Here is an 18,820-nt window from a genome sequence, read left to right as displayed (position 1 = left end):
GCGCCGGGACCTGATGATCGACACCGCCACGAGCGACTCGCTCACCGCCACCGCGATGGCCGCGATCCCGCCGAACGTGAGGGTCGCCCTCGGACGCATGCATCGATGGTAGTGCGGCCGCCCAGACCGCGGATCAGGGGAAATTCCCGATCCCTGCCGGAGCCAGGATCGGACGACGCGCCCGCCCCCGAACTGATTCGACCGCCCGCTCCCAGCATGCCGGGTGCTGACGATCGCCGAACGCGCACGCCCGGCTCCGCGGCGACGGCCGCCAGACCGTCAATGCTCAAAACGCGTATGGCCCTTCGGCCGGTTGCATTGGCGTGAATCCTTCCCACTATCCGGGAACTGTCATACCCGCATGCGACACTGGTCCGGTGCCTGAAGGTCCGCTGATCGTCCAGTCCGACAAGACCCTGCTGCTCGAGGTTGACCACCCTGACGCCCAGGCCTGCCGCATGGCCATCGCGCCGTTCGCCGAGCTCGAGCGCTCCCCCGAGCATGTGCACACCTACCGGCTGACCCCGCTCGGGCTGTGGAACGCGCGCGCCGCTGGCCACGACGCCGAGGGCGTGGTCGACTCGCTGCTGCGCTTCTCGCGCTACCCGGTGCCCCACGCGCTGCTCGTCGACATCGCCGAGACCATGGATCGGTATGGTCGGCTCCGGCTGCTCAACGACCCGGTCCACGGCCTGGTCCTGAACGCCTCCGACCGGGCGGTGCTGATCGAGGTGTCGAAGAGCAAGAAGCTCGCCGGGATGCTCGGCGCTCAGATCGACGCCGACACGGTCATCGTGCACTCGTCCGAGCGCGGGCGGCTCAAGCAGGCGCTGCTGAAGCTGGGCTGGCCGGCGGAGGACCTCGCCGGCTACGTCGACGGCGAGGCGCATCCGATCAGCCTCGCCGAGGACGGCTGGCACCTGCGCTCCTACCAGCGCGAGGCGGTCGAGTCGTTCTGGGCCGGCGGCTCGGGCGTCGTCGTGCTGCCTTGCGGCGCCGGCAAGACGCTGGTCGGCGCGGCGGCGATGGCCGAGGCCAAGGCGACGACGCTGATCCTGGTCACCAACACGGTCGCCGGGCGGCAGTGGAAGCGCGAGCTGCTGGCGCGCACCAGCCTCACCGAGTCGGAGATCGGCGAGTATTCCGGGGAGCGCAAGGAGATCCGGCCGGTCACGATCGCGACCTACCAGGTGCTGACGACCCGCCGCGGCGGCACCTTCGCGCACCTGGACCTGTTCAACGCCCGCGACTGGGGCCTGGTCGTCTACGACGAGGTCCACCTGCTGCCGGCCCCGATCTTCCGGTTCACCGCCGACCTGCAGGCCCGCCGCCGCCTCGGGCTGACCGCGACGCTCGTGCGCGAGGACGGCCGCGAGGGGGACGTGTTCTCGCTCATCGGCCCGAAGCGGTATGACGCGCCGTGGAAGGACATCGAGGCGCAGGGCTGGATCGCGCCGGCCGAGTGCGTCGAGGTGCGGGTGACCCTGACCGACGCCGAGCGGATGGCGTATGCGGTCGCGGAGCCGGAGGAACGCTACCGGGTGGCGGCCACCGCGCGGACCAAGCTGCCGGTCGTGCGCGCGCTGATCGACCGGCACAAGAACGACCAGATCCTGGTCATCGGGGGCTATATCGACCAGCTGCACCAGCTCGGGGAGTTCCTCGAGGCGCCGATCGTGCAGGGTTCGACCACCAACAGGGAGCGGGAGCGGCTGTTCGACGCCTTCCGGAACGGGGAGCTCAAGACGCTGGTGATCTCCAAGGTCGGCAACTTCTCGATCGACCTGCCCGAGGCCGCCGTGGCGGTCCAGGTGTCGGGGACGTTCGGGTCGCGGCAGGAGGAGGCACAGCGGCTGGGGCGGGTGCTGCGCCCCAAGGCGGACGGGCGGCAGGCGCATTTCTACACCGTCGTCGCCCGGGACACGATCGACACGGAGTATGCCGCGCACCGGCAGCGATTCCTGGCCGAGCAGGGTTATGCGTACACGATCACCGACGCTGACGACGTGCTGGCCTGATTGAAAAGATCTTCTCCGGGGGCCGGGTGCCGTCGTTCAGCACCCAGGGCCTGTATCGAAGTGGGGGTCGGAGCGAGGCGAGGCTCAGGCGTCGGCTGGGGCCGCGCCGGGCGCGCCCCGATACCGGTGTTGTATCGGGGTGTGACCGGCGTGGTTCCAGCCGACGCCTGAGTCCGCCGCAGCCCGGCCATCCACTTCGATACAGGCCCTAGGGGCCTTCGGCGATCACCGACAGGGCCTCTTCGATCATCGAGATGACGTCGTCCGTGCTGCCGCCGTCCTGGACCCAGGTCATCAGGGCGTTGATCATGGCGCCTACGCAGGCGCCGACGAAGGCCTGGCACCGGAAGTCGTCCTTCGGGCGGCCCAGGCGTTCCGCCAGGGGGGCGGCCAGGTAGCGGATCGAGTCCTGCATGCTGTCCAAGGCTCGCATCCGCAGGGCCGGCACGGCGAACTGCAGCTTCGCGCGCTGCATGGTCTGCTCGATCTCCTCCGGGCCGATCGAGCCGAACGCGTTGGTCAACGTGCGACGGAAGACCTCGAGCGGGGGCAGGTCCGGCGGGGCGTTGCGGATCTCCTCCGCCATGAGTTCGTCGTAGCGGTCCTGGATGACCACGTCTTCCTTGGTCTTGAAGTATCGGAAGAACGTGCTCGGCGAGATCTCGGCGGCCTCCGCGATCTGCTCCACCGTGGTCGCGTCGTAGCCCTGCTGGACGAACAGGCGCACGGCGTGCTCCTGAATCGCCCAGCGGGTCTTCTGCTTCTTGCGTTCACGCAACCCTGGTGAGCCCATCCACCGATTCTTCCGCACCGGGGGCCCGTTGCGCACTCGGCAGGAACAGCGCCACCAGCACCGCACCCGCCACGGCGATGGCCGCGCAGACCAGCAGTACCGCGCTCATCGCGTGCAGGAACGCCGAGCGCGCCGACAGCGCGAGGGCCTGGTCGCCGGTGCGCGCGGCGATCGCGACCGCGGCCGAGATCGACTGCTTCGCGGTCTCGGGGGCGGCGTCCAGGCGGTCGCGGTACACCGCGGCGGTCAGGCTGCCCAGCAGTGCCACACCCAGGGCGCCGCCGACCTGGCGCAGGGTCATCGTGATCGCGGTGCCGGAGCCGGCCTCGTCGCGCGGCAGCGAGCCGAGCACCGCGTCCATCGCCGGGGTCAGCGCCAGGCCGACACCGACGCCGCTGACCGCCAGCCAGGTGGCCACGAAGCCGTACCCGGAGTCCACGCCGGTGCGGGCGCCCAGGCCCAGGCCGACCGCGCCGATCAGCAGCCCGGCAGCCACCGGCAGCCGCGTCACCGTCAGGTGCGCGATGCGCTCGCCGAGCGGCGCGCCGACGAAGAGGCCGCCGATCAGCGGGAGCAGCCGCAGGCCGACGCCGAGCGCGTCGCCGCCGCGGACCGCCTGCAGGTACTGCGGCAGGATGAACAGCACGCCGAAGAGTGCGAAGGACGCCAGGGTTCCCGCGGCGGTACCCCAGGCGAAGCGCGCCTTCCGGAAGAGCCGGAGGTCGATCATCGGGGCCTCGGCGCGCCGCTCGACGAGCGCGAAGATCACGAGCAGGGCCGCGCCGAGGGCGAGGCCGGCGAGCACGCGGGCGTCCGTCCAGCCCCGGGTGGGTGCCTCGATCACGCCGTACACCAGGGAAACCAGGCCCAGCGTGGACAGCCCGGCGCCGATCAGGTCAACGCGCTTCGGCGTGGAGGACCTCGACTCCGGCACGAGCAGCGCGACGGCCACGAGCGCGACCAGCGCGACCGGAACGTTGATCACGAAGATCGAACCCCACCAGAAATGCTCGAGCAAGTATCCGCCGATGATCGGCCCGAGCGGCAGCCCGATGCCCATGCCCATGGTGACCAGGGAGATCGCCTTGCCGCGCTCGTGCGGCTCGAACATCACGGGCAGCACGGCCATCGTGATCGGGGTGAGGATCGCGCCGCCGATACCCATGAGTGCGCGGGCGGCGATGACCTGGCCGGCGCTGCTCGCGAACACGGCGATCAGCGAGGAGCCGGCGAACAGCAGGAGGCCGGCCATCAGCAGGCGCTTGCGGCCGTAGCGGTCGCCGAGCGCGCCCATCGGCAGGAGCAGCCCGGCGAACACCAGCACATACGCGTTGACCATCCACTGCAGGTCGTCGTTTCCGGCGTTCAGCGCGGTCGCGAGCGTGGGCAGCGCGACGTTGAGGATCGTGGTGTCGAACCCGACCGTGAGCACGCTGAGCACGATCGCGATCAGCGCCCACCACCGGCGCGGGCTGGAAGTGACAGCAGACATATTTTGAGAGTAGCTACCACTTGTGTGTTCATGTCAATCGAGATGCGCTTCACAAAGCTCGCATCTGGGTCCGGCTGCAGCCCCGGGCGCGCTCGGCGACCGGAAATATGGTGATAAGTCCGATAAGTCCGGTGCTTGCGCCGGACTTATCGCGACCGCCAATTGGGCACTTGGCATCCCGCCACGCGCCGGTCCCGCGGCAGCGGGCGAAAGAGAACGCGCGCGGTTGTGTGGAGCGAGGCGGCTACGCGGCCCGCAGCTCCGCGGAGAGCAGTTCGGCGATCTGGGCGGTGTTCAGCGCCGCGCCCTTGCGCAGGTTGTCGCCGGTCACGAAGAAGTCCAGCGCCCGGGGGTCGTCGACCGAGCGCCTGATGCGACCGACCCACGACGGGTCGGTACCCACGGCGTCGATCGGCATCGGGAACTCGCCCGCCGCCGGGTCGTCGACCAGGATCACGCCCGGCGCGTGCCGCAGGACCTCGCGGGCGCCCTCGGCGTCGACCTCGGCGCCGAAGACCGCGTGCACGGCGACGGAGTGGCCGGTGACCACGGGGACCCGCACGCAGGTGGAGGAGACCTTGAGGTCGGGCAGGCCGAGGATCTTGCGCGACTCGTTGCGAAGCTTGAGCTCCTCCGAAGACCATCCGGCGTCGCGCAGGGAGCCGGCCCACGGCACCACGTTGAGCGCCAGCGGGGCCGGGAACGGGCCGAGGTCGTCGCCGACGGCCTGGCGCACGTTGCCGGGGCGCGAGCCCAGCGCGCGGTCGCCGCTGACCCGCCGGAGCTGGTCGAGCAGCGTGTCGACGCCGTCCTTGCCGGCGCCGGAGACCGCCTGGTAGGAGGCCAGGACGAGCTCCTTCAGGCCGTACTCGCGGTGCAGCGGGGCCAGCGCCACGATCATCGTGAGGGTGGTGCAGTTGGCGTTGGCGATGATGCCCTTGGGGCGGTTGCGCACCTGCTCCGGGTTGATCTCCGGCACGACGAGGGGCACGTCGGGGTCCATGCGGAAGGCGCCCGAGTTGTCCACGGCGACCGTGCCGTGCGAGACGGCGATCGGCGCCCACTCCGCGGAGACCTCGTCGGGCACGTCGAACATGGCCACGTCGATGCCGTCGAAGACCTCGGGGGCCAGCTCGTGGACGACCGTCTCCTCCCCGCGCACGGTGAGCTTGCGGCCCGCCGAGCGCTTGGAGGCGACGAGCCGGATCTCGCCCCACACGTTCTTGCGGGACGAGAGCAGCTCACACATCACGGAGCCGACGGCCCCGGTGGCACCGACCACAGCCAGGCTCGGCAGACCGCCCATGGGGGACGAACCTACCTTCCGGTCCCCGCGTAGACCACGGCTTCTTCGTCGCCGCCCAGCTCAAACGCGTCGTGGATGGCCCGGACGGCGACGTCGAGGTCGGTGTCACGGCACACGACCGAGACCCGGATCTCCGAGGTCGAGATCATCTCGATGTTGACGCCGGCCTCGGCGAGGGCGGCGAAGAGCTTGGCCGCGACGCCCGGATTGGAGCGCATGCCGGCGCCGATGAGCGAGACCTTGCCGATGTGGTCGTCGAACAGGATCGACTTGAAGTCGATCGAGGACTTGATCCGCTCCAGCGCCGCCTTGGCGGTCGCGCCGTCGGTCTTCGGCAGCGTGAAGGAGATGTCCGTCCGCCCCGTGCTCTCCGTCGACACGTTCTGCACAATCATGTCGATGTTGGTCTCCGCGGCCGCGACTGTCTGGAAGATCCGCGCGGCGACGCCGGGCTGGTCGGGCACGCCGACGATAGTGATCTTCGCCTCGCTGCGGTCGTGCGCGACGCCGGTGATGAGCGCTTGCTCCACGGAAAGATCCTCCATCGACCCGGTGACCATGGTGCCGTTTTCGGTTGAGTACGAGGAACGGACGTGGATCGGCAGCGAGAAGCGCCGCGCGTATTCGACGCTGCGCAGGTGCAGCACCTTCGCGCCGCAGGCGGCCAGCTCGAGCATCTCCTCGTACGTGATCTGCTTGATGTGCCGGGCGTTCTTGGCCACCCGGGGGTCGGCGGTGAAGATGCCGTCGACGTCGGTGTAGATCTCGCAGACGTCGGAGTTCAGCGCCGCGGCGAGCGCGACGGCGGTGGTGTCCGAGCCGCCGCGGCCGAGGGTGGTGATGTCCTTGGTGTCCTGGGAGACGCCCTGGAAGCCGGCGACGATCGCGATCGCGCCCTCGTCGAGCGCGCTGCGCAGACGGCCCGGGGTCACGTCGATGATCCGGGCGCGGCCGTGCGTCGACGTGGTGATCACGCCGGCCTGGCTGCCGGTGTAGGACCGGGCCTCGTACCCCAGGTTGTTGATCGCCATCGCGAGCAGCGCCATGGAGATCCGCTCGCCGGCGGTGAGCAGCATGTCCAGCTCGCGGCCGGCCGGGACGGGGCTCACCTGCGAGGCGAGGTCGAGCAGCTCGTCGGTCGTGTCGCCCATGGCGGACACCACCACGACGACCTCATGGCCGGCCTTGCGCGTGTCGACGATCCGCTCGGCGACGCGCTTGATGCGCTCGGCGTTGGCGACGGACGAACCGCCATACTTCTGCACGATCAGCGCCACGCCGTCGAGCTCCTTCCAGCCCTCATCCGCCCGTTCGGGCGAGGTCAACGCAGCCGAGCGTACCGGTGTGAGGTGCCCCTCGGGAGTGGCGTTCCACGATCCGGCCACCCCGCTGGGCGAGAATACGCGGGTGCAGGAGCGTCGGGTCGGGATTCATGCGATCACTGTGACCACCGGCACGGCGCTGGCCGTGCTCACCGGTGTCCTGGTCGCCGCCTGCGGTTCGTCCAGCGCACCGGACCCGGAGAGCAGCCCGGCCAGCACGCCGGCGCCGGCCCAGCCCGACCCGCGCGCGATGCTCGCCGCGCGGGTGGCGGTCGCGAAGGACCAGCGCTACGTCGCCGCATACACGCTGACCGTTGCGGGCAAGGCGCCCCGCTCGATCCTCGTCTCCATCGCCACCGACCGCACGTGGCGGGTCGACGTCCAGGGCGGCGCGCTGGGCGGCACCGCCGACGTGGCGATCGCGAACCGGCCCGAGGGGCAGTACCAGTGCCAGATCAACCCGCCCGGCACCTGCGTCAAGGTGGCCGCGAGCGGCAAGAAGCTGCCGCCCGCGATCGACCCCCGGGTCCAATACGTCTTCGTGAGCTGGCTCGACGTGCTGCTGGACCGGCAGATCCCGCTGTCGGTCGCGCCCGCCGACCCGCTGGCCGGCACGGCCGCACCCTGCTTCTCGGTGGAGCCGGGCGTGACCGCGATCTCGCCGCCGATCGATCCGGGCACGTTCTGCTACAACGACAACGGCATTCTCACCGCGGCCAAGCTGCCGTTCGGACAGCTCACGCTCACCGGCGAGGTGGTCGCGGCGCCGCCGACGATCTCGCTGCCCGGCCCGCTCGTGGACGGCACGCCGATGACCACGGCGGCCCCGCCGGCGCCGGCGCAGCCGGGCAGCTCGGGGTCGCGGCCGCCCTCGATCGCGCCTTCGGTGAAGACCTCCCACTGAACGGGACCGGTTTCGCGGCACCGGATGGGGGGCGTATGGTCGTTCTCGACATGTGGCAGACGTTTCTTCTTCGTCGCCGCGACGAGGCCCCTCAGGCCGGCACCTCGTCGCGGGGATGATGCGCGTCTGCGCTCCTGCCGGTCTGTCCTAGCCCAGACCTCCGCGCACAGCGCGACAACCCAGGAGCATGAAAGAGCATGTCCGAAATCGCCCGCCAGTCCGCCAGCCGCATGCCCATTCACCGGTATCGGCCGTTCTCCGAACAGTTCGCGATCCCGCTGACCGACCGGCAATGGCCCGGTAAAGAGATCACGGTCGCACCCCGCTGGTGCGCGGTCGACCTGCGCGACGGCAACCAGGCGCTCATCGACCCGATGTCGGTCGAGCGCAAGCGGCGGATGTTCAACCTGCTGGTACGCATGGGCTACAAGGAGATCGAGGTCGGCTTCCCGGCCGCCTCGCAGACCGACTTCGACTTCGTGCGCACCCTGATCGAGCAGGACCTGATCCCCGAGGACGTCACGATCCAGGTGCTGACGCAGTGCCGGGACAACCTGATCGAGCGCACGTTCCAGTCGCTGGTCGGCGCCCGCCGGGCCATCGTGCACTTCTACAACTCGACCTCGACGCTGCAGCGCCGCGTGGTGTTCGGACTGGACCGGGCCGGGATCACCGACATCGCCACGACCGGTGCGCGGCTGTGCCAGAAGTACGCCGAGGCGATCACGCCCGACACCGAGATCTTCTACGAGTACTCCCCCGAGTCCTACACCGGCACCGAGCTGGACTACGCGCTGGAGGTGTGCAGCGCGGTCATCGAGGTGCTGCAGCCCACGCCGGACCGCCCGCTGATCGTCAACCTGCCGGCGACCGTGGAGATGGCCACCCCCAATGTCTACGCGGACTCGATCGAGTGGATGTCGCGCAACCTGCCGCGCCGTGAGTCGGTCGTACTGTCGCTGCACCCGCACAACGACCGCGGCACCGCGGTCGCCGCGGCCGAGCTGGGCGTGATGGCCGGCGCCGACCGCGTCGAGGGCTGCCTGTTCGGCAACGGCGAGCGCACCGGCAACGTCGACCTGGTCACCCTGGGCCTGAACCTGTTCTCGCAGGGCGTCGACCCGCAGATCGACTTCTCCGACATCGACGAGATCAAGCGCACCGTCGAGTACTGCAACCAGCTGCCCGTCCACGAGCGCCACCCCTACGCGGGCGATCTGGTGTACACCGCCTTCTCCGGCTCGCACCAGGACGCGATCAAGAAGGGCTTCGAGGCCCTCAACCGCGACGCGGCGGCGGCCGGCGTGGACGTCGACCAGTTCACGTGGGGCGTGCCGTACCTGCCGGTCGACCCGAAGGACCTGGGCCGCTCCTACGAGGCCGTCATCCGGGTCAACTCGCAATCGGGCAAGGGCGGCGTCGCGTACATCATGAAGTCCGAGCACCACCTCGACCTGCCCCGCCGGCTGCAGATCGAGTTCTCCGGCGTCGTGCAGCGGCACACCGACGACGAGGGCGGCGAGGTCGGCCCGCAGCAGATGTGGGACATCTTCTCCGGCGAGTTCTTCAGCGACCGGCGGTTCACGCTCGTCGGCTACGAGGCCACGACCGCCGACGGCAAGGTCACGCTGACCGCCGACATCACCGCCGACGGCGCCGCCCGGACCGTGACCGCCACCGGCAACGGCCCGATCGACGCGTTCGTGCACGCCCTGGGCGACGTCGGCGTCGACGTGCGGGTGCTGGACTACGCCGAGCACGCGCTCACCTCCGGCGAGGGTGCGCAGGCCGCGGCGTACGTCGAGTGCTCCGTCGCCGGCACCACGTACTGGGGTGTCGGCATCGATGCGAACATCGTGACCGCGTCCCTGCGCGCCGTGCTGAGCGCCGCGAACCGCGGATAGTCGGACATCGGACCCGCCCGTGAGAATCGACACGGGCGGGTCTTCCCTGCGCCGCGGGCATTGATGCCGCAGAGTAAGGGGCGTGCGCCCCCTCTCCAACGGCAAAGCCGTCCTCATCGCCCTCGCGCTCGCCACGGTGCTCACCGGCGCCGGCAGTTGCGACGTCTCCTCCACCTCCGGCGGGGCCCAGGCCACGTCGGGCCCGACCACCGGCAGCGGCGGCGGTGGCGGCACCGGATCCGGCAGCGGATCCAAGAGCGGCGCCTCGGCGCTGGACGCGCTGACCGTCGCCACGGCCGGACCGATGACCGGCTACAGCCGCGACAAGTTCACGCACTGGATCGGCCAGGGCAGCGGCTGCGACACGCGCGACGTCGTGCTCAAGCGCGACGGCAAGAACGTCAAGGCCTCCGCCGACTGCAAGATCACCGCGGGCTCGTGGCACAGCCCGTACGACGACAAGGACCTCACCGACCCGCACGCCCTCGACATCGACCACATGGTGCCGCTCGCGGCGGCCTGGCGCTCGGGCGCGGCGAAGTGGACCGACGGGCAGCGCAAGGAATTCGCGAACGATCTGACCCGGCCGCAACTGTTCGCGGTTAGCTTGCAGTCCAACCGGGCAAAGGGCGACCAGGACCCGTCGACGTGGAAGCCGCCGAGCCACGACTACTGGTGCACGTACGCGCAGAGCTGGGTCACCGTGAAGGCCTACTACAAGCTGACCGTCACGCAGGCCGAGAAGACCGCGCTGGCCGACATGCTCGCGACCTGCAAGTAAGCCCACTTCTACACATCGGAGGGACCGGAATGGCGGAGACGACGACACCCGAGGAGACTCCCGCCGTTCCGGACCCCTTGGTGACGGACATCATGGCCGGCCCGGGCGGTGTGATGACCGACGACGTCGGGGTGATCACCGGCGAGCTGACGCTGCGCTCGGAGATCGCCCCCGACGGGTCCTTCGTCGTCCGGGTGCAATACAAGGAAGCCGAGGAGTGGTACACCGTGACCGGCGCCCAGGGCACCCTGACGGACCCCGCGGACCTGGCCGCCGTCCACTCCGTCGTCGTCGGAATCCTCAACCGTCCCGAGGGCTAGACGGCTCGCCTTCCCTCGAACGCCCGGCCCAGGGTGATCTCGTCGGCGTACTCAAGATCGCCGCCGACCGGGAGCCCGCTGGCCAGCCGGGTGACGTTGAACCCCATCGGCTTGACCAGCAGCGCCAGGTAGGTCGCGGTGGCCTCCCCCTCGGTGTTGGGGTCGGTCGCCAGGATCAGCTCCTTGCAGGTGCCCTCCGCGAGCCGGCTCATGAGCTCCCGGATGCGCAGGTTGTCCGGGCCTATCCCCTCGAGCGGGTTGATCGCCCCGCCGAGCACGTGGTATCGCCCCCGGAACTCGCCCGTGCGCTCGATCGCCACGACGTCCTTGGGCTCCTCGACCACGCAGAAGACCTCGTCGTTGCGCCGCGGGTCGCGGCAGATCCGGCACAGCTCGGCCTCGGCCACGTTGAAGCAGCGCGTGCAGAACCGCACGAGCTCCTTGACCCGCTGCAGCGCCTGGGCGAGCCGCTTGACGTCCATGGGGTCGGCCGACAGCACGTGGAACGCGATGCGCTGCGCGCTCTTCGGCCCGACCCCAGGCAGCCGCCCGAGCTCGTCGATCAGATCCTGGATGGCGCCTTCGTACACGCCGGACGCCCGCTAGAAGCCGGGCAGCCCGAGCCCGCCGCCCAGGCCCCCGAGCCCGGCGGTCAGCGGGCCCATCTTCTCCTCGGTGAGATCGCGCGCCGCCTGGGCCGCGTTGTGCACCGCCGCGACGACCAGATCCTCGAGCGTCTCCACGTCCTCCGGGTCGACCGCCTTGGGATCGATCTTGATAGAAACGACCTCACCGGTCCCCTTCACGGTCGCGGTGACCAGCCCGCCACCGGCCGTGCCGGTGAGCTCGGCCTCGGCGAGCTCCGCCTGCGCGGCGACCATCTGCTGCTGCATCTTCTGCGCCTGCTTCATCATCTGCTGCAGGTTGGGCTGTCCACCGGGCCGCACAGGGCGCTCCTTAACATGTCGTCAACGTGGCTTCACGTTGCGCGCGTTGCACCATACGTTTCGGACCAGCTTAGGCCCTGCCCCGCCGGGCGGCCTCGCTCAGCCTCCGCGCCACCCCCGCCACCCCTCGCGAGCCTGACCGCTCCGGCCCTCACCCACGGGCGGTCATGCGCCCTCGTACCGCGGCCTTACGGCGCGACGCCGCGGCAGTGGCCTTCCCGGCTCAGCGGAATTGGCGCTGGAAACGACCGGCCTGGCGCTGGATACGACGGGCCTGGCTAGACACGCCGCGGAGTGCACGGTCGGGTCTGGGCACGGCCAGGTCTAGAGGCGGCGATTCGCGGGGGCCTCAGCCGCCCGTGGTTTCGCCGATCTTTTCGGCGCCGAAGGCCTCGATCAGCAGCCGCAGCGCTGCCTCCTCGCTCGTCTCCCGGACCTCGGTCGCGTCGTCGAGCAACTCGTCGCCCGGGTCGAGCCCGGGGAAGCGCGGATCGGCCACCGGCGAGTCGTACTCGGGGTCGAACGGTGGCTCGTCCGCCCCCGTGCCCTCCCAGGCCGACTCGATGGCGACAGCTCCGGCCGCTCCCGGCGCCGCCGTCGCACGGGCCGCGGGGGTCGCGGCCGAGCCGCCGCCTCGGCGCCCGCCGTTCGCGGCCGCTGCGGCCGCCCGGCTGGCCGCCTCGCGAGCCTTCTCCAGCGCGCTGGAACCACCCTGCCGCGGCCGCGCCGGCGCCCCGCCACGAGCCGTGGTCGTCATGCTGGCCGTCGTCGAGCCGTGGGCAGCTACAGGGTTGGCCACCGGCGCCGCCGACTCGAATCCGCCCTGGTTGCCGGTGGCCGCCGCCCGGGCGCTCGACGGCGCCGTGGCGCCACCGCTCGCAGCACCGCCGATTCCAGCACCGGTGGCTGCGGCACCGCCGATCGCGTGGCCGTTGGCCGCGGCACCGCCGAGCCCGACACCGCCGGCTGCGGCACCGCCGATCCCGACACCGCTGGCCGCGGCACCGCTGATCGCGGGGCCGTTGGGCGCGGAACCGTTGAAGGCGGGGCCGTTGGGCTGGGCAGCGTTCGGCATGCCACCACCGGACCAGGCGGGGACGGCCGCGGTCGGAGCGCCCTCGGCCATCGGGCCGGCAGCGGTCACTCCCGCGCCCGTCCGCCCCGCGGCCCCGGGACCTGCGGCCATCGATCCCGCGGCCATCGCGCCGGCGGCCGTGGCCCCCGCACTCTGGGCCGGAGATGCCGAACCGCCGCCTGCCATTGCGGCTCCGCCGCCGGGCGTGACCGGTGTCGGCCAGTCCTCGGCCGCGCTCGCCGCGCCGGTCGGCATCGGGCCGGTCCCGGACGCCGCCGCGTCGACCTGGGCCGCGGCCCCGCCGGGAATCGCGGGCGCCGGCCAGTCTTCCTCCTGCACGACCGCCGTCGCCGAGACGGATCCCGACGTGGTGGTTGACGACGGGGCCGCGAACGACGAGCCGGCCGCCGCGGGTCCGCCGCCAGACCGCCCGAAGCCGCCGCCAACGGCCGCGCCCTGCTGGAACGAACCGTCGCGCTGCTGGTGCGATCCCTCGCGGTGCTGCATAGGTGCGTCGGCCCGCTGGTGCGCGCCGTGCTGGGAGCCGACCTGCTGCGGGGCGCCGTGCTGGGGGGTGCCGTGCTGCGGTGCGCTGCCCTGGTGCGGCCCGGAAGCGGCCTGGACCGGGCCCGACGGTGATGGGCTGGGAGCGGGCGGGCCGGACGGCTGCGGGGTGGGCTTCGGCGGCGTGGGCCGGTTGCCGCCGCCACCGCCGCCGGGCTGGCCGCCGACCTCGCAGCGCACCTGCCAGCGGCCGCCGACGAGCTCCTGCAGTGCGCTGAGCAGTACGTCAGGCGAGGCGTTGAGCATCTCGGCGTGCGTCGAGTATTTGAACCCGAGCACCAGCGTGGCGCCCTCGACGTCCTGGACCATGGCCTCGCGGATGATCGCGCCGGTCTTCTTGCTCTTGTCGTTGACCAGCGCCAGCAGGTCCGGCCAGATGCGACGGATCGCGTCGGCGTCGAGTCCGCCGCCGGTCGCGCCCGGCGCGGGCGCCGCCGACGGTGCAGGGGCCGGTGCCACAGGGGCTGGCGCCGCGGCGGCCGGCTGCGCAGGAGGCGGTGCCGCGACGGGGGCCGGGGCGGGCGCCACGTCGGACCAGGCGCTCGGTGCCTCGGGCGGGCTCGCCACCGGCGCCGCCGAGCCGCCTCCGCGGGGATCGCGAATGTAGTCCAGTCCCCGGTTGCCGCCGTCGACCGCGCCGCGCACCGGCGGGGCATCGGTCGCGGCGGGAGCGGCCTCCACCGGGGCGACGGCAGGTGCCATAGCCGAGGGTGGGGCCGCGGCTGGGGCAGCCGCGGCTACGCCGCCGGCGAGCAGGCGGCGCTCCATGCGCTCCAGGCGCTGCAGCAGCGCCGTGCTCGAGTCGTCGGCGCCCGGCAGCAGCATGCGGGCGGTGATCAGCTCCAGCAGCAGCCGCGGGGCGGTTGTGCCGCGCATCTCGGTGAGGCCGTTGTGCACGATGTCCGCGTATCGCGACAGCGTCGCCTGGCCCAGCTGCGTGGCCTGGGCGCCCATCCGCTCGAGCTGGTCGTGCGGGGCGTCCAGCAGTCCCTTGGTGACGGCGTCGGGCACCTGCTGCAGCACGATCAGGTCGCGCAGGCGCTCGAGCAGGTCGGAGGCGAACCGGCGGGGGTCGTGACCGGCCTCGACGACCCGGTCGATGACGCCGTAGGCGCCGCGGCCGTCGTCGGCGGCCAGCGCGTCGCACATCTCGTCGATGAGGGCCGCGTCGGTGACGCCGAGCAGGGCCACCGCCCGGGCGTAGGAGACGCCCTCCTCACCGGCGCCGGCGATCAGCTGGTCGAGGACCGAGAGGGTGTCCCGGGCGGAACCTGCCCCGGCTCGTACGACCAATGGAAAGACGGCAGGCTCGACCTTGACGCCCTCGGCGGCCGTCAGGTGCTCCAGGTATGGCCGCAGCACGCCCGGCGGGATCAGCCGGAACGGGTAATGGTGGGTCCGGGACTTGATCGTCCCCAGCACCTTCTCCGGCTCGGTCGTGGCGAAGACGAACTTGACGTATTCCGGCGGCTCCTCGACGAGCTTGAGCAGCGCGTTGAACCCGGCCGACGAGACCATGTGGGCCTCGTCGATCACGTAGACCTTGAACCGGCTCGACACCGGGGCGAAGAACGCCCGCTCGCGCAGGTCGCGTGCGTCGTCCACGCCGCCGTGGCTGGCCGCGTCGATCTCGATAACGTCGATCGAGCCGGCGCCGCCGGGCGCCAGGTCGCGGCAGGACTGGCACTCGCCGCACGGCTCAGGGGTGGGCCCCCGCTCGCAGTTGAGCGACCGGGCGAGGATGCGGGCGCTGCTGGTCTTGCCGCAGCCGCGCGGGCCGGAGAAGAGGTATGCATGGTTGAGCCGCCCCGAGCGCAGCGCCTGCGACAGGGGCTCGGTGACGTGTTCCTGTCCGATCACCTCGGCGAACGTGCGAGGCCGGTACTTGCGGTAGAGCGCGAGCGCCACCAGCGGTCCTCCGTTCGACTAGAGCCGGGACCACCGTACTCCGGACCACCGACAATTTTGGCGGGCGTCAGGCGGGTCGGGCATGGATGCAAGAAGGCCACCCGTGCACCCGACAGAGCTCACTTATCCTTGCTGCCTTCCGGCCCTGGGGAGGTTCATGAGGTGCCGCCGCACGAGTGGCTTGCGGACCACAATACCCGGTGCGCGAACCTCGCGAGCGATGGGTATCCTGGCGCACGGAGGATTCGCCTAGAGGCCTAGGGCGCACGCTTGGAAAGCGTGTTGGGATAAAACCCTCACGAGTTCGAATCTCGTATCCTCCGCTGGCCTGACCAGGCAAGACGGCGGGACGGACCCCTTGGGATCCGGCCCGCCGGCCGTCGGGCCCGCGCTGCCATGACGGATGTCACAAGGGGCGCAGTGTGCGCCGAGGGTCACCGAGCGCATCGTCCGCGTCGCGCGGCGCAACGGTCACCGATCGGGCCCGCAGCCGAGCGCGACCGCGCCGCGCACGTTCGGGTGCGCGGCCACCTTCGGACCCGGAAGGCCATCCACCGGACAGCCAATCGTCATATCGCCATCTGCGGTATAGCAAGTTGCATCTGTTCCAGGGTGACGACGCATGGGACCATGTGGATACCGACACGCTGTTTGAGGGGGCGGCGATGTTCTATCGGAGCGCGGACATCCTGATCACCAGCACCCACGTGCTCGTCCTGCAACCCGACCTGCAACCCGACCCGATTCGGTTCCGTCTTGAGGGTATCCAGGCGCCGTACATCGTCCGGCACGGCTGGGGGGCCGGCTTCCGGGCGGGGCACGAGATCCGCGCGCGGTACGAGACCGCGGACGTTCGCATCTTCTACACCACCAACAGGGCCACGTTCGGCGCCGTACGCAGGGCACTCATCCGCGCCCTCGAACAGCGCGCCAACCCGCTGCCGATCTGACGAAGATCGCCTTCAGCAACAAGCAATCTGCTATATGGCAGATTGTTATCTAGCGCCTAGGCATGCAGCCATGCAACCATCGAAGGTACGAAGCCACGAGGGGGCGAGTGGCGGATACGCAACAGCGCCCGGCGGCAACCGGGCGCTGTTCTCGTTGCGGGCCGCCGCTCCGGCTACGCGGAGGGGCAGCGTCGATACCTGAAGTAATGCCTACCGCATTGTCAGCCCCTCTCGCAAGACCGAGGGGAAAGGGAGATGCGAATGTTCTACCGAAGTTCCGACCTGGTCGTGACCGCCGACCACTTCGTGATCCTCCGGCCCGATCGCGTGGAGTTCCGGATCGACTTTCTGCAGGGTGTGTACGTCCTGGAGCACCCACGGACCGGCCGCACCCGAGCCGCGCAGGAGATCCGCGCGCAGTACGGGATCCACGACGTGCGCCTCTTCCACAGCACGGACCCGAGAACGTTCGGTCAGGTCCGCCGCGCCCTGATCCGCGCGCTGGAGTGGCGCGACCAGGACCGCCGCTACGCGACCTCGGGCTGAGATCTCCAGGCGCGCCGGCACCGAGGCGAAATATGCACGTCAGCGCATTGTGCTACTTCGCAAGCAGGTATCTGGCGTGAGGTATTCGGCCATGCGAACATCGACGCGCCCGGGCGCTCCACCCGGGCGACACGGGGAGCGCCCGCTTCCGACCGAGAGCCCCCGGATCGTTACTTACTGTCCAGTAGGTAACGATTGGGGGAACCTGCCATATCACCGACAGCCGTATGGCCGATTGGCATCTACACTGAGCGCGGCCCGACAGGACCACCCGAGCAGGCCGGCATACCCCGAGACGGACAGGGCAAGCCAGTCCTGTGGCGTTTTGACCATGTCTGCAGTCTGCGCGTCTACCGACGAGTAGGGTGAACACAACCAGCGATACGGCAAGTAGACATACGTCCAACGAGGGACAACGACGTCAATGAGCTCGGGTGACACGCCCGCCGTCGCACGCCGGAGAGTCCGGCTAGCGATCAAAGACGCCCGCACCGCCAAGGGTTTCACCCAGGGTCAGGTCGCGGACGCGATGGAGTGGTCGCTGTCGAAGGTCATGCGGATCGAGTCGGGCGAGGTCACGATCTCGCAGAACGATCTCCGCCCGCTGCTCGCTCACCTCGGTATCAAGGACCGCAAGGTCGTCGAGGATCTCGTCCAGGCCGCCAAGGCGTCGAAACAGCGCCGGCAATGGTGGGACGACAAGCGATACCAGGGCCTGCTCACACCGGCAATGCGCCAGCTGATCAGCTTCGAAGCCGAGGCCTCGGCGATCCGGAGCTTCGCGCTGGCGGTGGTGCCTGGGTGGATGCAGACCGAGGCCTACGCCCGAGCGATCATGCAACCCTTCACGTACGAGCTCACCGAGGACGTGATCTCCGCGCGCGCCGCGATTCGGACCGCGCGCCGGGAGATGATCAGGGCGCGCGAGCCGCGCCCGCAGATATTCGCCGTTCTCGACGAGTCCGTTCTGTTGCGTGGATTCGGTGGACCCGAGACGAGTCACGAACAGTTCACCGCAATTGGCGCGCTGATAGACGAGGGCTGGGTTCACATACGAATCCACCCCATGGCAAACCCCTTCTCACCATTCGGTCACTACGATCTGCTGTATCTGTCGCCCGAGCAGAACAGCCACGCGGTGTTATATCGAGAAAGCGGCACCTCCGACGACATCGTCGACGACGAGGTACGCATCCATCGACACCGTGAGGGCTGGGACCAGATGTGGGAATCCTCGATGGGTGAAGAGGAATCGGCAAGACGGATAGCCGCTGCCGCGGAACTCCCCGCCACCGCTGATGATGCGGATACACGGTCTGCCGACCAAGGATCTTCGGGCTGACTCCGAAGGCCGTCCGGGGGCGACCTTCGGGGTCGCCTCCCTGTCAGAAGAACAGGTGAACAATGCAAGAACCCGTCACGCTGCCCGGCTGGCGCAGAAGCACCTACTGCGGCACCCAGAGCTGCGTGGAGGTCGCGGACCTCACGGCAGAGAACATTCTTGTCCGCGACGCAAAGAACCCAGACGGTTCAGTGCTGTCGTTCGACCGTGAGACTTGGGGCTCGTTCGTGGCCGGTATCAAGGATGGCGCGTTCGACCTTCAATAGAGTCGGTCACCGCGGTGGAATGAGCGTGCCGAGGCGTAACCCCGCAATGAATGCACGCCAGTCCGCCGTGCCGAATGCCAGCCGCGCGCCCTCTGGATCTTCCGAATCACGAACCAGGATGCCATCGGCGACGGCTGCGATCTCGACACATGTTGTGTTACCGCAGACGTTGGCCCTGCGCCAGACGAGCACGTCGCTGTTCTCGGCCATCGGGTCGTCCTCCTTCGAACCCTAGGACGTGGACCTTCAGCATACGTAGCGGCCGGTAACACGACACGTGATTATAACGAAGTTGGCCCATGAATGCCCATTTGTGGCAAACCGGGCAACGAGCTCTGCCCGCGGGGCTTCCGGCCCCGCGGGCTCCGCTTCGTCACGGCAC

General features: G+C 70.1%; 17 protein-coding genes, 1 tRNA gene and 1 other RNA gene. 10 read left to right on the top strand and 9 right to left on the bottom strand.

Features of this window, described 5'->3' with window-relative positions; translation table 11 throughout:
* Positions 1-377: 377 nt before the first annotated feature.
* A complete protein-coding gene (locus ACGFI8_RS07845; protein ID WP_392801534.1) occupies positions 378-2,018 on the top strand; it encodes a DNA repair helicase XPB in 1,641 nt (546 codons plus the stop codon).
* Positions 2,019-2,226: 208 nt separating this feature from the next.
* On the opposite strand, the gene ACGFI8_RS07840 is transcribed toward ACGFI8_RS07845, so the two are convergent.
* From ACGFI8_RS07840 to ACGFI8_RS07825, 4 genes are all read right to left on the bottom strand, one after another.
* Positions 2,227-2,811, bottom strand: coding sequence for a TetR family transcriptional regulator (locus ACGFI8_RS07840; RefSeq protein ID WP_392801533.1), 585 nt, complete (start codon positions 2,809-2,811; stop codon positions 2,227-2,229).
* Complete coding sequence (locus tag ACGFI8_RS07835; protein ID WP_392801532.1) at positions 2,789-4,303, bottom strand: MFS transporter; 1,515 nt, start codon at positions 4,301-4,303, stop codon at positions 2,789-2,791. Before ACGFI8_RS07835 ends, ACGFI8_RS07840 begins: the two co-directional genes overlap by 23 nt.
* A gap of 244 nt (positions 4,304-4,547) precedes the next feature.
* Positions 4,548-5,609 carry an aspartate-semialdehyde dehydrogenase gene (locus tag ACGFI8_RS07830; RefSeq protein WP_392801529.1) on the bottom strand — a complete coding sequence of 354 codons (1,062 nt, stop codon included), beginning with the start codon at positions 5,607-5,609 and terminating at the stop codon, positions 4,548-4,550.
* Between the two features lie 11 nt (positions 5,610-5,620).
* Positions 5,621-6,886: an aspartate kinase gene (locus ACGFI8_RS07825; protein WP_392802853.1), complete on the bottom strand. Its 1,266-nt coding sequence runs from the start codon at positions 6,884-6,886 to the stop codon at positions 5,621-5,623.
* 85 nt (positions 6,887-6,971) lie between these two features.
* On the opposite strand from ACGFI8_RS07825, the gene ACGFI8_RS07820 reads away from it, so the two are divergent.
* The 4 genes from ACGFI8_RS07820 (at position 6,972) to ACGFI8_RS07805 (ending at position 10,840) form a co-directional block, all read left to right on the top strand.
* Positions 6,972-7,835, top strand: coding sequence for a hypothetical protein (locus ACGFI8_RS07820; protein WP_392801526.1), 864 nt, complete (start codon positions 6,972-6,974; stop codon positions 7,833-7,835).
* Positions 7,836-8,032: 197 nt separating this feature from the next.
* Entirely contained in the window at positions 8,033-9,739 is a 1,707-nt protein-coding gene (gene leuA / locus ACGFI8_RS07815) for a 2-isopropylmalate synthase (RefSeq protein WP_392801523.1), read from the top strand.
* Between the two features lie 82 nt (positions 9,740-9,821).
* Positions 9,822-10,520, top strand: coding sequence for an HNH endonuclease family protein (locus ACGFI8_RS07810; RefSeq protein ID WP_392801521.1), 699 nt, complete (start codon positions 9,822-9,824; stop codon positions 10,518-10,520).
* A 29-nt stretch (positions 10,521-10,549) separates the two neighbouring features.
* On the top strand, positions 10,550-10,840 hold the full coding sequence (locus ACGFI8_RS07805) for a hypothetical protein (protein WP_392801518.1): 291 nt from the start codon (positions 10,550-10,552) through the stop codon (positions 10,838-10,840).
* Here the strand turns inward: ACGFI8_RS07805 and recR are convergent.
* The 4 genes from recR to ffs form a co-directional block, all read right to left on the bottom strand.
* Positions 10,837-11,430 (bottom strand): recombination mediator RecR, encoded by a 594-nt coding sequence (recR, locus tag ACGFI8_RS07800; protein ID WP_392801515.1) that lies wholly within the window; start codon positions 11,428-11,430, stop codon positions 10,837-10,839. The genes ACGFI8_RS07805 and recR overlap by 4 nt on opposite strands.
* Positions 11,431-11,442: 12 nt before the next feature.
* The gene (locus ACGFI8_RS07795) at positions 11,443-11,763 is read right to left on the bottom strand and encodes a YbaB/EbfC family nucleoid-associated protein (RefSeq protein WP_392802850.1); all 321 of its coding nucleotides are present in this window, start codon (positions 11,761-11,763) and stop codon (positions 11,443-11,445) included.
* A 373-nt stretch (positions 11,764-12,136) separates the two neighbouring features.
* Positions 12,137-15,334, bottom strand: a complete 3,198-nt coding sequence (locus tag ACGFI8_RS07790) for a DNA polymerase III subunit gamma and tau (RefSeq protein WP_392801512.1) — start codon at positions 15,332-15,334, stop codon at positions 12,137-12,139.
* Positions 15,335-15,424: 90 nt separating this feature from the next.
* Positions 15,425-15,518, bottom strand: an RNA gene (gene ffs / locus ACGFI8_RS07785) — signal recognition particle sRNA small type.
* Positions 15,519-15,572: 54 nt separating this feature from the next.
* On the opposite strand from ffs, the gene ACGFI8_RS07780 reads away from it, so the two are divergent.
* The 5 genes from ACGFI8_RS07780 to ACGFI8_RS07760 all read left to right on the top strand — a co-directional run bounded on the left by ACGFI8_RS07780 (position 15,573) and on the right by ACGFI8_RS07760 (position 18,438).
* Positions 15,573-15,657: transfer RNA gene (locus ACGFI8_RS07780), tRNA-Ser, on the top strand.
* Between the two features lie 342 nt (positions 15,658-15,999).
* Positions 16,000-16,284 carry a hypothetical protein gene (locus tag ACGFI8_RS07775; RefSeq protein ID WP_392801510.1) on the top strand — a complete coding sequence of 95 codons (285 nt, stop codon included), beginning with the start codon at positions 16,000-16,002 and terminating at the stop codon, positions 16,282-16,284.
* Positions 16,285-16,545: 261 nt separating this feature from the next.
* Positions 16,546-16,830, top strand: coding sequence for a hypothetical protein (locus tag ACGFI8_RS07770; RefSeq protein ID WP_392801507.1), 285 nt, complete (start codon positions 16,546-16,548; stop codon positions 16,828-16,830).
* 424 nt (positions 16,831-17,254) lie between these two features.
* Positions 17,255-18,172 (top strand): Scr1 family TA system antitoxin-like transcriptional regulator, encoded by a 918-nt coding sequence (locus ACGFI8_RS07765; protein WP_392801504.1) that lies wholly within the window; start codon positions 17,255-17,257, stop codon positions 18,170-18,172.
* A 62-nt stretch (positions 18,173-18,234) separates the two neighbouring features.
* Positions 18,235-18,438, top strand: coding sequence for a DUF397 domain-containing protein (locus tag ACGFI8_RS07760; protein ID WP_392801501.1), 204 nt, complete (start codon positions 18,235-18,237; stop codon positions 18,436-18,438).
* Positions 18,439-18,444: 6 nt separating this feature from the next.
* Here ACGFI8_RS07760 and ACGFI8_RS07755 read toward each other — a convergent pair whose 3' ends face one another.
* The gene (locus ACGFI8_RS07755; protein WP_392801499.1) at positions 18,445-18,648 is read right to left on the bottom strand and encodes a DUF397 domain-containing protein; all 204 of its coding nucleotides are present in this window, start codon (positions 18,646-18,648) and stop codon (positions 18,445-18,447) included.
* Positions 18,649-18,820: the final 172 nt, after the last annotated feature.

The sequence above is a fragment of the Dactylosporangium sp. NPDC048998 genome, from assembly GCF_043197855.1.
In the GTDB taxonomy this organism is placed as follows: domain Bacteria; phylum Actinomycetota; class Actinomycetes; order Mycobacteriales; family Micromonosporaceae; genus Dactylosporangium.
Note: the sequence above shows the minus strand (reverse complement) of the source record. Positions and strands in the feature narration are given on the sequence as shown.

Coding starts and splice junctions, on each gene's coding strand:
- ACGFI8_RS07840 (WP_392801533.1), bottom strand. CDS start 2,811: ATGGGCTCACCAGGGTTGCGTGAACGCAAGAAGCAGAAGACCCGCTGG.
- ACGFI8_RS07835 (WP_392801532.1), bottom strand. CDS start 4,303: ATGTCTGCTGTCACTTCCAGCCCGCGCCGGTGGTGGGCGCTGATCGCG.
- ACGFI8_RS07830 (WP_392801529.1), bottom strand. CDS start 5,609: ATGGGCGGTCTGCCGAGCCTGGCTGTGGTCGGTGCCACCGGGGCCGTC.
- leuA (WP_392801523.1), top strand. CDS start 8,033: ATGTCCGAAATCGCCCGCCAGTCCGCCAGCCGCATGCCCATTCACCGG.
- ACGFI8_RS07805 (WP_392801518.1), top strand. CDS start 10,550: ATGGCGGAGACGACGACACCCGAGGAGACTCCCGCCGTTCCGGACCCC.
- ACGFI8_RS07775 (WP_392801510.1), top strand. CDS start 16,000: ATGTTCTATCGGAGCGCGGACATCCTGATCACCAGCACCCACGTGCTC.
- ACGFI8_RS07770 (WP_392801507.1), top strand. CDS start 16,546: ATGTTCTACCGAAGTTCCGACCTGGTCGTGACCGCCGACCACTTCGTG.
- ACGFI8_RS07765 (WP_392801504.1), top strand. CDS start 17,255: ATGAGCTCGGGTGACACGCCCGCCGTCGCACGCCGGAGAGTCCGGCTA.
- ACGFI8_RS07760 (WP_392801501.1), top strand. CDS start 18,235: ATGCAAGAACCCGTCACGCTGCCCGGCTGGCGCAGAAGCACCTACTGC.
- ACGFI8_RS07755 (WP_392801499.1), bottom strand. CDS start 18,648: ATGGCCGAGAACAGCGACGTGCTCGTCTGGCGCAGGGCCAACGTCTGC.